The 13,198-nt window shown below is 60.8% G+C and carries 12 protein-coding genes; 8 read left to right on the top strand and 4 right to left on the bottom strand.

The genetic code is table 11. The features are described 5' to 3' along the window. Positions 1-77: 77 nt before the first annotated feature. Positions 78-932: a sulfurtransferase gene (locus FEM54_RS10460; RefSeq protein WP_138450773.1), complete on the bottom strand. Its 855-nt coding sequence runs from the start codon at positions 930-932 to the stop codon at positions 78-80. A 33-nt stretch (positions 933-965) separates the two neighbouring features. Next, a complete protein-coding gene (locus tag FEM54_RS10455; protein ID WP_017139471.1) occupies positions 966-1,637 on the bottom strand; it encodes a TetR/AcrR family transcriptional regulator in 672 nt (223 codons plus the stop codon). A gap of 131 nt (positions 1,638-1,768) precedes the next feature. Between FEM54_RS10455 and FEM54_RS10450 the strand changes: the two genes are divergently transcribed. The 5 genes from FEM54_RS10450 (at position 1,769) to FEM54_RS10430 (ending at position 6,515) form a co-directional block, all read left to right on the top strand. Continuing rightward, complete coding sequence (locus tag FEM54_RS10450) at positions 1,769-3,211, top strand: coniferyl aldehyde dehydrogenase (protein ID WP_276614455.1); 1,443 nt, start codon at positions 1,769-1,771, stop codon at positions 3,209-3,211. A gap of 28 nt (positions 3,212-3,239) precedes the next feature. Further along, positions 3,240-3,785 (top strand): hypothetical protein, encoded by a 546-nt coding sequence (locus FEM54_RS10445; RefSeq protein ID WP_017139473.1) that lies wholly within the window; start codon positions 3,240-3,242, stop codon positions 3,783-3,785. Between the two features lie 147 nt (positions 3,786-3,932). Continuing rightward, a complete protein-coding gene (locus FEM54_RS10440) occupies positions 3,933-5,528 on the top strand; it encodes a GMC family oxidoreductase (RefSeq protein WP_138450771.1) in 1,596 nt (531 codons plus the stop codon). A gap of 103 nt (positions 5,529-5,631) precedes the next feature. Beyond that, on the top strand, positions 5,632-6,111 hold the full coding sequence (gene coaD / locus FEM54_RS10435) for a pantetheine-phosphate adenylyltransferase (protein ID WP_003176711.1): 480 nt from the start codon (positions 5,632-5,634) through the stop codon (positions 6,109-6,111). A gap of 152 nt (positions 6,112-6,263) precedes the next feature. Continuing rightward, positions 6,264-6,515: a YfhL family 4Fe-4S dicluster ferredoxin gene (locus tag FEM54_RS10430; protein WP_017139475.1), complete on the top strand. Its 252-nt coding sequence runs from the start codon at positions 6,264-6,266 to the stop codon at positions 6,513-6,515. Positions 6,516-6,638: 123 nt separating this feature from the next. Here the strand turns inward: FEM54_RS10430 and mutM are convergent, their stop codons facing one another. Next, entirely contained in the window at positions 6,639-7,451 is an 813-nt protein-coding gene (mutM, locus tag FEM54_RS10425) for a bifunctional DNA-formamidopyrimidine glycosylase/DNA-(apurinic or apyrimidinic site) lyase (protein ID WP_099550323.1), read from the bottom strand. A gap of 21 nt (positions 7,452-7,472) precedes the next feature. Next, positions 7,473-8,285, bottom strand: coding sequence for an HDOD domain-containing protein (locus tag FEM54_RS10420; RefSeq protein ID WP_169987622.1), 813 nt, complete (start codon positions 8,283-8,285; stop codon positions 7,473-7,475). Between the two features lie 284 nt (positions 8,286-8,569). Between FEM54_RS10420 and FEM54_RS10415 the strand changes: the two genes are divergently transcribed. From FEM54_RS10415 to ilvD, 3 genes are all read left to right on the top strand, one after another. Further along, positions 8,570-9,766, top strand: a complete 1,197-nt coding sequence (locus tag FEM54_RS10415; protein WP_003213799.1) for a class I SAM-dependent rRNA methyltransferase — start codon at positions 8,570-8,572, stop codon at positions 9,764-9,766. 198 nt (positions 9,767-9,964) lie between these two features. Further along, on the top strand, positions 9,965-11,125 hold the full coding sequence (locus FEM54_RS10410; protein ID WP_017139478.1) for an MFS transporter: 1,161 nt from the start codon (positions 9,965-9,967) through the stop codon (positions 11,123-11,125). 228 nt (positions 11,126-11,353) lie between these two features. Then, entirely contained in the window at positions 11,354-13,195 is a 1,842-nt protein-coding gene (gene ilvD / locus FEM54_RS10405) for a dihydroxy-acid dehydratase (RefSeq protein WP_138450769.1), read from the top strand. Positions 13,196-13,198 lie beyond the last annotated feature (3 nt).

Genomic DNA, 13,198 nt, shown 5'->3' with positions numbered 1-13,198 from the left:
GGTGATGCTATCGCAGGCAAGCCAGCTCCCACACAAGCCCACACACACATTTTGATTGGGTTTGCAGGCCTGGCGGCTTAGTCGCCGGTTGCAATCTGCCGTGTGGGGTCGGTAATCCACTCACTCCACGACCCCGCATACAACTTGCCCAACGGGTAACCGGCCAAACTCAAGGCAAACAAGTTGTGGCACGCCGTCACGCCCGAACCGCAGTACGCCACCAGTTCATCCGGTGACCGGCCCTGCAACTGTGCGGCGAAGCGCTGCTTGAGCTGATCGGCCGGTAGAAAGCGGCCATCACTGCCCAGGTTTTCGGTGAACGCTGCACATTGTGCACCGGGAATGTGCCCGGCAATCGGATCAATCGGCTCTACCTCGCCGCGAAAACGCACCGCTGCACGGGCGTCGATCAAGGTGAGGCCCGGCTCACCCAGGCGTTTTTGCAAATGCTCGGCGTCCAGCAGCAGGCGGTTGTCCGGCTTACCGGCAAACGCTCCCGGCTCCACCACCGGTGCATCGAGGCTCAACGGGAAACCGGCGGCGTGCCAGGCCTTGAGGCCACCGTCCAGGATAAACACCCCGTCGCGCTTACCCAGCCAGGCCAGCAACCACCAGGCGCGGGCGGCATAGGCGCCAGGGCCGTCGTCGTACAGGACGATGTCGGTGTTGGCATGGATGCCCCAGGCCCGCAGTTGCGCAACCAAAGTGTCCGCCGCCGGTAACGGGTGGCGGCCGGTCACGCCTTTGGTCACCGGCCCACTGAGATGACGCTCCAAGTCGGCATATTGCGCGCCTTCGATATGCCCTTCGGCATAGCTGCACAGCCCGTAGTCCGGGTCTTCGAGGGCAAAACGACAATCCAGGATCACCAGCCCCGCGGCCTTTTGGCGTTCGGCCAATTGCTGGGGGCTGATCAGTTGGGCAAGCGACATGACGGGCTCCTGTGAACAGATTCGGGAAAGGTCCTACTTCACTTCTTCCAGTGCCTGGTTCAACGGCACGTAAAACTCTTTGAACAAGGCATCCACCGCCTCTTTCGCCTGGGGCGTGACAAACCCCGCCTCCAGCACCAGCACCTGATACACACCGCGCTTGATCGCTTCGGCGCTCAAGTGCGCGGAGTTCTCATTGGTGGTGCACAGGAACCGCACCCAAGAGGTGAGGATGATCCAGGCATTAAGGGTCAGTGCCTCGGTTTGCACCGGGTCCATACTGAGGATGCCAGCGTCGACAAACCCTTGGTAAATGGCCCCGCCCTGGATCAGGCAGCGCTGGGAAAACCGCCGGTAGCCGGTGGCCAGTTCCGGGTCGCTTTCCAGCAGGTGTTCGAGGTCTCGGTGCAGGAAGCGGTAGCGCCACATGCCGGCCAGCACGGCCTGCAGGTAAAAGCGCTTGTCTTCGACAGTCACCGCGCGGCCCTGTGGCGGGCGCAGGAAACTGTCCACCAGCGCTTCGTACTCACGAAACAGCACGGCGATGATCGCCTGCTTGTTGGGGAAGTGGTAGTACAGGTTGCCCGGGGAAATTTCCATATGGGCGGCGATATGGTTGGTACTGACGCTGCGCTCACCCTGCTGGTTAAAAAGCTCCAGGCTGGTTTGCACAATGCGCTCGCTGGTCTTTACTCGTGGTGCCATAGGGGATCAGCTTCTGAACACGGGATGGGGCATCTTACGGCCTATCCTTGTCAGGATAAATCCGCATGTTGCTGCAATGACATTTGACAATTTAGAGCAATGACTCTAAAAATCCAGGCAGACCTATAACAATCTGGAACTGCGCCATGTCTGCCAACGTTGCCTACCTGCAAGATTCCCAGGCGCTGGATCAACTCCAGGACCTGTTCGACGCCCAACGTCGCGCCTATGCGGCCAACCCGATGCCGCCAGCTGCACAGCGCCAGCAGTGGCTAAAGGCTTTACGCGACGTGCTCAGCGACGAACGCCAGGCGCTGATCACCGCGATCAGCCAGGACTTCAGCCACCGCAGCGCAGACGAAACCCTGTTCGCCGAGTTGATGCCCAGCCTGCATGGCATTCACTACGCCAGCAAACACCTCAAAGGCTGGATGAAACCTTCCCGGCGTGCGGTAGGCATTGCCTTCCAACCAGCGTCAGCCAAAGTCATCTACCAGCCGCTGGGTGTGGTCGGGGTGATTGTGCCCTGGAATTACCCGTTGTACTTGGCCATCGGCCCGTTGGTCGGGGCTTTGGCGGCGGGAAACCGGGTGATGCTCAAACTCAGCGAATCCACGCCCGCCACGGGCGAACTGCTGAAGGCGCTGCTGGCCAAAATCTTCCCCGAAGACCTGGTGTGCGTGGTGCTGGGCGAGGCCGAAGTGGGCATGGCATTTTCCAAATTGCGCTTCGATCACCTGCTGTTCACCGGCGCCACCAGCATCGGCAAACACGTGATGCGCGCAGCGGCCGAGCACCTGACACCGGTTACCCTGGAGCTCGGTGGCAAGTCGCCAGCCATTGTTTCCGCGGACGTGCCACTCAAAGACGCCGCCGAGCGCATTGCCTTCGGTAAATGCCTGAATGCCGGGCAAACCTGCGTGGCACCGGATTACGTGTTGGTGCCGGAAGACCGCGTTGAAGGTTTCGTCGAGGCCTACAGCAACGCCGTTCGCGGGTTTTATCCGACCCTGGCCGACAACCCGGACTACACCGCCATCATCAATGAGCGGCAACAGGCCCGGCTCAATGCCTACGTCAAAGACGCCACCGACAAGGGCGCCACCCTGATACCGCTGTATGACCAGGGCCAGGCACGGCGTATGGCCCATAGCCTGTTGCTGAATGTCAGCGACGAGATGACGGTGATGCAGGACGAAATCTTCGGCCCGGTGCTGCCGATCGTGCCTTATCGCGGCCTCGACCAAGCGTTTGCCTACATCAACCAGCGCCCTCGCCCACTGGCCCTGTATTACTTCGGCTACAACAAAGGCGAACAGAACCGCGTGCTCCACGAAACCCATTCCGGCGGTGTTTGCCTCAACGACACGCTGCTGCATGTGGCCCAGGACGATATGCCCTTTGGCGGCATCGGCCCGTCGGGCATGGGCCATTACCACGGCCATGAAGGCTTCCTCACGTTCAGCAAGGCCAAAGGGGTGCTGGTCAAACAGCGCCTGAACGCGGCGAAACTGATCTACCCGCCTTACGGCAAAGCCATCCAGAAGTTGATCCAGAAGCTGTTTATCCGCTGATTCCGCCACCCTCGGGATAACAATAACAATGAACCCTAGCCTGACTGAAACACCCGCGCTGTCACGGCGCGGCGTTCTGAAAATCGGCCTGTGCGCCAGCGCATTCCTGGCCACCGCCGGCTTGGGGGCCAGCCTCAGCGGCTGCTCCAGCAGCACCCCGGCCAGTGGCTTTGCCATGCTGCGCAGCAGCGACTTGCCGTTTTTGCGCGCAATCATCCCGGTGTTGCTCGAAGGCGCAGCTAGCGCCCAGGACGTGGTCGCCGGTATCGAAGACACCCTGAAAAAACTCGACTACAGCCTGCAAAACCTGTCGCCGGAGATGTTCAAGCTCACCCAGCAACTGTTCGACGTGCTGAGCATGGGCATCACCCGTGGCCCGTTGACCGGCATTTGGGGCAGTTGGGAAAACGCCAGCAGCGATCAGATCCGCAACTTCCTGCACCGCTGGGAGAACAGCTACCTGAACCTGCTGCGCATGGGCCAGGGCTCGCTGCTCAAGCTGGTGATCATGGCCTGGTACTTCCGGCCGCAATCCTGGGCGCATTGCGGCTACCCCGGCCCACCGAAGATCTAGCCCTGGCAACCCAATCAAACATGTGGGAGCTGGCTCGCCTGCGATAGCGATGTATCAGCCAGAAATGAAAGGCAGGCAGACCGCCATCGCAGGCAAGCCAGCTCCCACACTGAATGCAACTTCGTATAAAAATAAGAGTGCTCTTCTATGCCCGTACCCGATCTGTTCCGCGATGGCCTGGCCCGTGGCTGGAAAACCCACAATGGCGCCGCCCTCAGCAATGACCTGACCCTGGAAGCCGATGTGGCCATTATCGGCAGTGGCGCGGGTGGCGGCACCACTGCCGAGATCCTCAGTGCTGCGGGCTACAAAGTACTGCTGATCGAAGAAGGCCCGCTCAAGACCAGCAGCGACTTCAAGCTGCTCGAAGACGAAGCCTACGCCAGCCTCTACCAGGAAGGCATCGGCCGCATGAGCAAGGACGGCGCGATTACTATCCTGCAGGGGCGTGCCGTCGGCGGCACCACGCTGATCAACTGGACCTCAAGCTTTCGCACACCCGATGCCACCCTCGCCCACTGGGCCAGTGAATATGCAGTCAAGGGCCACAGCAGCGCAGAAATGGCGCCGTGGTTCGAAAAAATGGAACAGCGCCTGGGCATCGCCCCTTGGGCCATTCCACCGAATGCCAACAATGATGTGATCCGCAAAGGCTGCGAAAAGCTCGGCTATAGCTGGCACGTGATCCCCCGCAACGTGCGCGGCTGCTTCAACCTGGGTTACTGCGGCATGGGGTGCCCGGTCAACGCCAAGCAATCGATGTTGGTGACCACCATTCCCTCCACCCTGGAAAAGGGCGGCGAACTGCTCTACCTCGCCCGCGCCGAACACCTGAAATACAGCGGCGACACCATCAGCAGCCTTGAATGCGTGGCCATGGATGAGCGTTGCGTGGCGCCTACCGGGCGCAAGATCACGGTCAAGGCCAAGCATTACGTGCTCGCGGGCGGTGGCATCAACATCCCGGCGCTGTTGATGCGCTCGGACGCGCCCGACCCGCATTCGCGGCTGGGCAAGCGTACCTTCCTGCATCTGGTGAATTTCTCCGCGGGGCAGTTCGACGAGGTGATCAATCCGTTCTATGGCGCTCCGCAGTCGATCTATTCCGATCACTTCCAGTGGCAGGACGGCACCACCGGCAAGATGTCTTACAAATTGGAGGCGCCGCCGCTGCATCCAGGCCTGGCCAGCACGCTGTTCGGCGGCTACGGCACCGGGAACGCGCTGGACATGAGTCAGTTGCCCCACACCCACGCCATGCTCGCCCTGCTGCGCGACGGCTTTCACCCCGACAGCCCCGGCGGCACGGTGGAATTACGTGGCGACGGCACACCGGTGCTCGACTATCAGGTCTCGGACTACGCCTGGGACGGCCTGCGCCGTGCGTTTCATACCATGGCCGAGATTCAGTTCGCGGCGGGCGCCAAGTCGGTCAAGCCGCTGCATCACGATGCACGCTACGTGAATACCCTGGCCGAGGCACGCAGCCTGATCGATGGCCTGAGCCTGGAACTGCACCGCACCACGCTGGGCAGCGCCCATGTGATGGGCGGTTGCGCCATGGGCGAGGACCCGAAAAACGCGGTGGCCGACAGCCTCGGCCGTCATCATCAATTGCGTAACCTGTCGATCCACGACGGCTCGCTGTTCCCCACCAGCATTGGCGCTAACCCACAATTATCGGTGTACGGGTTGACCGCGCAACTGGCGACAGCATTGGCCGAACGTCTGAAAACAGCATGAAAAAACCGGGTATTCACGGTATCTATCTACATAAGTCGACTTGGCCCACCGGGAATGCTGCGATACCATCCGGTTCCCCAACGGACTCCGCCAGGACGACGCGATGAACCGAGTGTTGTACCCAGGTACCTTCGACCCGATTACCAAAGGCCATGGCGATCTGGTCGAACGTGCGTCTCGCTTGTTCGACCATGTGATCATCGCGGTCGCCGCCAGCCCCAAGAAAAACCCACTGTTCCCCTTGGAACAGCGCGTAGAGCTGGCGCGTGAGGTCACCAAGCACCTGCCCAACGTGGAAGTGGTGGGCTTTTCGACGTTGCTGGCGCACTTTGCCAAAGAGCAGAACGCCAATGTGTTCCTGCGTGGCCTGCGCGCTGTGTCGGACTTCGAATACGAATTCCAGCTGGCCAACATGAACCGCCAACTGGCGCCGGACGTGGAAAGCCTGTTTCTTACGCCGTCGGAACGTTACTCGTTCATTTCCTCGACGTTGGTGCGTGAAATTGCCGCTTTGGGCGGAGATATCACCAAGTTCGTGCATCCGGCCGTAGCCGATGCGCTGACCCTGCGCTTCAAGAAGTAAGGCTCTTTGTGGCGAGGGAGCTTGCTCCCTCGCCACAGAGACAGCGACCGATATTCGGGCTTGCCACACGCTCGCACTGCGGGCGCCAATGCGGCACAATTGCACGCATTAGTTTTCAGATGCCCTGGCTGACAGCCCTGGCAGGAGTTTCCATGTCCCTGATCATCACCGACGATTGCATCAACTGCGACGTCTGCGAACCCGAGTGCCCGAACGCTGCGATTTCCCAGGGCGAAGAGATCTACGTGATCGACCCCAACCTGTGCACCCAGTGCGTCGGTCACTACGACGAGCCTCAGTGCCAGCAAGTGTGCCCGGTGGATTGCATTCCGCTGGATGAAGCCCATCCGGAAACGGAAGAGCAGTTGATGGCCAAGTACCGGTTGATTACCGGCAAGGCCTGAAGTTATTTATTGCCTGTAAAGGCCTCATCGCAGGCAAGCCAGCTCCCACATTTAGAGTGGTGAATACCTCCAAATGTGGGAGCTGGCTTGCCTGCGATGGCGACATCAGCCATCACCCGACACTCAGCTCTGGCACTTGGGGCAAAACACACTCGCCCGCTGCCCCAGCACCACATTGCGCAACTCGCTCCCGCAGACCTTGCACGCCTCACCGCCCCGGCCGTAGACGTACAGCTCCTGCTGGAAATACCCCGGTTGCCCATCACCGCCGATAAAGTCCCGCAACGTGGTGCCACCACGCTCGATAGCTGCCGCCAGCACGCGCTTGATCTCGATCGCCAGCTTCAAATAACGCCCGCGCGAGATACCACCCGCAGCCCGGCGCGGATCTATCCCTGCCGCAAACAACGCTTCGGTCGCGTAGATATTGCCCACGCCCACCACCACCGCGTTGTCCATGATGAACGGCTTCACCGCTATCGACTTGCCACGCGACAGCTGGAACAGACGCTCGCCATCAAACAGGTCGGTCAACGGCTCCGGCCCCAGGCGCAGCAACAGTTCGTGGTTGTGCGGGTCCTGGCTCCAGAGCATCGCGCCAAAACGCCGCGGGTCGGTATAGCGCAGCGCCAGGCCCGACTCCAGCTCAATGTCCACATGCTCATGCTTGAGCGCTGGCAAGCCGACTTCCACCAGGCGCAAATTGCCCGACATACCCAAATGGCTGATCAACGTGCCCACTTCGGCATTGATCAACAGGTACTTGGCCCGCCGCTCCACCAGCACGATGCGCTGCCCGGACAGGCGCACATCCAGGTCTTCCGGGATCGGCCAGCGCAGGCGCCGTTCACGCACCACCACACGGCTGACGCGTTGGCCTTCCAAATGCGGCGCAATCCCGCGCCGGGTGGTTTCGACTTCGGGTAACTCGGGCATGTGTACCTCTTGATTAAAGGGTCAGTGCGCGCCCAGTTCGCGGATCGATAGCTTCAGGCTTTCAAAGTCGTAGTCCGACAGGCCCACGTAGTCCAGCACCAGATGCCCGATGGCATCCCACTCATGGTCCGCCGATTGGTTGCCCAGCACGCGGTGGGACGAGCAGATATGCTCGGCCATCTTGAGGATCGCCAACAGGTTTTTAAGTTGCGGGTTGCGCGACGACTCATCGCTGAAAATCGCCAGGGCGTTGTGGTGGTTGGCGATGGCGTCGGTCACATGCTCCGGCAGGCGCCAGGATTTGGCGGTGTAGTAACCCACCACGGCATGGTTGGTGTTGAACGCGTTGTTCTCGGTGTCGACCACCCGGCAATCCGGGCCGGCATTGGCGTAAGCCTGCTCCAGCACCGCCATGTAATTGGGGAAGCGCTTGAGCATCAGCGGCACGCCGCAGTCGTGGAACAGGCCCAAGGCATAGGCCTCGTCGACCGTTTGCGAGCCGGTGCGCTTGGCCAGGGTCAGGCAGGTCATGGCCACGTCCTGGGCGGTGTCCCAGAAGCGGTTGAGGGTGACGATGGTGTCGTCGCTCATCTCGCCCTTGATCGACTGCGCGTTGATCAGGTTGATGATCGAGCGGCTGCCCAGCAGGTTCACCGCGCGCTGGATCGAGGCGATCTTGTTGCTCAGGCCGTAATACGGCGAGTTGACGATCTTCAGCAGCGCACCAGACAGGCCTGGATCCTGGGAGATCAGCCGCGCGATCACTTCCAGGTCCGGGTCGGGCATGTACTGCTCCATCTGCAAATCAACCATGATTTGCGGTTGAGGCGGCACGCTGATGCCTTGCAGGGCCTGCTGGATCTGCTCGGCGGAAAGCTCTGGGGACATAAATACACACTCTGGACTAGGTGCGAATTCTAACCTCTATGGGAACCTGACCGACACCTCAAAAACCGGATTGAATGTGGGCTCTGGGCTTGTGTGGGAGCTGGCTTGCCTGCGATTGCATCACCACCGTACGTCAGATACACCGAGTCGCCTGCATCGCAGGCAAGCCAGCTCCCACATGAATAACGGCGCAACAGGTATACTCCCGCTCTTTTTTCCGGAGCGACGTCATGTCCCTGCCTAGCCTGCGTCTCAAAGCCAACGCCGATCGTCGTTTGCGCAACGGCCACCTGTGGGTCTACAGCAACGAAATCGATGTGGCCGCCACACCTCTTCACGGCTTCCAGGCAGGCGACCAGGCTATCCTGGAAGCGGCTGGCGGCAAGACCCTGGGCATCGTGGCCATGAGCCCGAACAACCTGATCTGCGCCCGCCTGCTGTCACGCGACATCAAGTTGCCGCTGGACAAATCGCTGCTGGTGCACCGCATCAACGTCGCCCTGTCCCTGCGTGACCGCCTGTTCGACAAGCCGTTCTACCGCCTGGTCTACGGTGATTCCGACCTGTTGCCGGGCCTGGTCGTCGACCGTTTCGGCGACATCCTTGTAGTACAGATCGCCTCGGCGACCATGGAAGCGCACAAAGAAGACGTGATCGCTGCCCTGACCCAAGTGCTCAAGCCAAGCGGCATCCTGTTCAAGAACGACTCCGCCGCGCGTGACGCCGAAGGCCTCAACCGCTATGTCGAAACCGTGTTCGGCCTGGTGCCGGAGTGGGTGGCGCTGGAAGAAAACGGCGTGAAATTCGAAGCCCCGGTGATCCAGGGCCAGAAAACCGGCTGGTTCTACGACCACCGCATGAACCGCGCCCGCCTGGCCCCGTACGCCAAAGGCAAACGCGTACTCGACCTGTACAGCTACATCGGCGGCTGGGGCGTGCAAGCTGCAGCGTTCGGCGCCAGTGAAGTGTTCTGCGTCGACGCCTCCGCCTTCGCCCTCGACGGCGTAGAGCGCAACGCCGCACTGAACGGTGTTGCCGAGAAGATGACCTGCATTGAAGGCGACGTGTTCGAAGCCCTCAAAGAGCTGAAAGCCAGCGAAGAACGTTTCGACGTGATCGTCGCCGACCCACCGGCCTTCATCAAACGCAAAAAAGACATGAAAAACGGCGAAGGCGCCTACCGCCGCCTGAACGAGCAAGCCATGCGCCTGCTCAGCAAGGACGGCATTCTGGTCAGCGCATCGTGCTCCATGCACCTGCCGGAAGACGACCTGCAGAACATCCTGCTGACCAGCGCCCGTCACCTGGACCGCAACATCCAGATGCTCGAACGCGGCGGCCAGGGCCCGGATCACCCGGTGCACCCGGCGATTGCCGAAACGCGCTACATCAAGAGCATTACGTGCCGGTTGCTGCCTAATAGCTAAGTAACACGCAGATCAAATGTGGGAGCTGGCTTGCCTGCGATAGCGGTGGACCTGTTGACGAGTTTGTTGACTGACACTCAGCCATCGCGGGCAAGCCCCACATTTTTCCGACACAAACCGTCCTTCAACGGTTTTGATTGAATTCCACATTTCGCAGACTAGTATCGGTTTCTGGAATTACTCCGGAAAACAAAAACAATGTCTGGGCCCTACCTCTCCCGCTTCATCCTCATCACCTGCATTTCCCTGATCAGTTTCTTCCCGATTAACATTCTGCTGCCCTCTTTTCCCGCGCTGGCTGCCAGGTTCGACACACCTACCGCAGAAATCGCACTGTCGATCAGTCTGTTCACGCTGGTGTTTTCAATTTCCCAATTGATTGCAGGCCCGCTGTCGGATAAATGGGGCCGCAAGGAAGTGCTGATCGGCTGCATTACGCTGTCGATCCTCGGCGCGATGGGTTGCGCGTTCGCGTCCGACTACCTGACCTTCCTGCTGTTTCGCTGCGTGCAGGCCATGGGCTGCGGGTTTTTCGTACTGGGCCATGCACTGGTCGAGGACCTGTTCGAAGAACAGGACCGCGCCCGCGTACGCCTGTATTACATGACCCTTAGCGGTTCGTTTGTGGCGCTCTCGCCGCTGATCGGCTCCTGGCTGCAAACCACTTTCGACTGGCAAGGCAGCTTCTACGGCTTTGCGCTGATGGCAACGGGCATGTTGATCCATGCGCTCTGCATCCTGCCGTCCAAGGCCGCCAGCCCGCACCGCGCGCCGGTATCAATCATCGGTACGCTCAAAGCCGTCGCTGGCAACCGCGACTTCCTGCGTTACTGGTGGATCGCCGCGCTGGTGTTCGCCTGCTATTTCGCCTTGATCAGCGTGACACCGCTGATTTTCATGGATGCGTTGAAACTGTCCGAATACCAATACGCACTGGTGTTGATGGTGTACGGCGTGGCCTACCTGCTCGGTGGCGTCGCGGCATCGTACTTGCAGAAGCGCATCTCGCTGTCCCGGCAAATCAATATCGGGCTGGGATTGCTGCTGGTGGCCGGCATTTTGTTAACACTGATTATCAGCGTTGAGGCCATCACCCCCCTGACTTTGCTGATCCCGATGCTGATCAGCGCCCTGGCCGTCACCCTTGTGCGGCCTGCTGCGATTTCGGCGGCGATGCTGCTGTTTTCCAGCAGCGCGGGCACGGCAGCGTCGGCGGGCAACAGCATCATGTTCCTGACCGCGGCCATCAGCAGCGCCGCCCTCGCGCAGACCGGCAACCATTTGCTGATGACCATCGCCGTAAGCTTCATCGTTTTCAGCCTGTGGGGCTGGGTGGCGAATGCACGTGTGGGTCGCTAGCAAGCGCCCTCGCCACAGACGGTCATTCCCTCCAGCCGCCAGCGGTGTAGAATCGGCCTTATTCATCGCCAGTCATCCCCCGGCGGGTTTATGAGCTCGAGGCCCAGGCACGCGGCGATCCCGCGACGCGAGTGGCAACGTTTGGACACACGGCCATTTTCTGAGTGCTCCATACGTCAATAGAAGCTCACTTCCCTTTAGTACTTGATTAGCCGCCCGGAGTGCTCCATGCCAGATTACCGCTCGAAAACATCCACCCACGGCCGCAACATGGCCGGCGCGCGCGCACTGTGGCGTGCCACGGGGATGAAAGATGACGACTTCAAGAAGCCGATCATCGCGATTGCCAACTCCTTTACCCAGTTCGTACCGGGCCACGTCCACCTCAAGGACCTGGGCCAACTGGTCGCCCGCGAGATCGAACGCGCCGGTGGCGTCGCCAAGGAATTCAACACCATCGCCGTGGATGACGGCATCGCCATGGGCCATGACGGCATGCTGTATTCGCTGCCGAGCCGCGAGATCATTGCCGACTCCGTGGAATACATGGTCAACGCCCACTGCGCCGACGCCATTGTGTGCATCTCCAACTGCGACAAGATCACCCCCGGCATGCTGATGGCCGCCCTGCGCCTGAACATCCCGGTGATCTTCGTCTCCGGCGGCCCGATGGAAGCCGGCAAGACCAAGCTCGCCTCCCACGGCCTCGACCTGGTCGACGCCATGGTCATCGCCGCCGATTCCAGCGCTTCTGACGAGAAGGTCGCGGAATACGAACGCAGCGCCTGCCCGACCTGCGGTTCGTGCTCCGGCATGTTCACCGCCAACTCGATGAACTGCCTGGTCGAAGCCCTGGGCCTGGCCTTGCCGGGCAACGGTTCCACCCTGGCCACCCACAGCGACCGCGAACAGCTGTTCCTGCAGGCTGGCCGCACCATCGTCGAGCTGTGCAAGCGTTACTACACCGAGAACGATGAGTCGGTGTTGCCGCGCAATATCGCCAACTTCAAGGCGTTCGAGAACGCCATGACCCTGGACATCGCCATGGGCGGTTCCACCAACACCATCCTGCACTTGCTGGCCGCAGCGCAAGAAGCCGAGATCGACTTCGACCTGCGCGACATCGACCGTCTGTCCCGTCATGTGCCGCAACTGTGCAAAGTCGCGCCGAATATTCAGAAGTACCACATGGAAGACGTGCACCGCGCCGGCGGGATCTTCTCGATTCTTGGCTCGCTGGCCCGTGGCGGCCTGTTGCACACCGACCTGCCGACTGTGCACAGCAAAGCCCTCGCCGAAGGCATCGCCAAGTGGGACATCACTCAGACTGACGACGAAGCGGTGCATCACTTCTTCAAGGCTGGCCCGGCGGGTATCCCGACCCAGACCGCGTTCAGCCAGTCGACCCGTTGGGAAACCCTGGATGACGACCGTGAAAACGGCTGCATCCGCAGTGTCGAGCACGCCTACTCGCAAGAAGGCGGCCTGGCCGTGCTGTACGGCAACATCGCGCTGGACGGCTGCGTGGTGAAAACCGCCGGTGTGGATGAATCCATCCACGTGTTCGAAGGCCGCGCCAAGATCTACGAAAGCCAGGACAGCTCGGTACGCGGCATCCTCGCCGACGAAGTGAAAGAAGGCGACATCGTGATCATCCGCTACGAAGGCCCGAAAGGCGGCCCGGGTATGCAGGAGATGCTCTACCCTACGTCTTACCTGAAATCCAAAGGCCTGGGCAAAGCTTGCGCCTTGCTGACCGACGGCCGCTTTTCTGGCGGCACCTCGGGCCTCTCGATCGGCCACGCTTCGCCAGAAGCCGCTGCCGGTGGCGCGATTGGTCTGGTGCAGGACGGCGACAAGGTGCTGATCGACATTCCGAACCGCTCGATCAACCTGTTGATCAGCGACGAAGAACTGGCGGCACGCCGGGTTGAGCAGGACAAGAAAGGCTGGAAACCGGTGGAGAAGCGTCCGCGCAAAGTCACCACCGCGTTGAAGGCTTACGCCCTGCTGGCCACCAGTGCCGACAAAGGTGCTGTGCGTAACAAGGCGATGCTCGACGGCCTGTAAGCC

The organism is Pseudomonas edaphica (assembly GCF_005863185.1).
GTDB lineage: Bacteria > Pseudomonadota > Gammaproteobacteria > Pseudomonadales > Pseudomonadaceae > Aquipseudomonas > Aquipseudomonas edaphica.
The sequence above is the reverse complement of the archived record's forward strand: the minus strand, read 5'-3'. Positions and strand labels throughout refer to the sequence as shown.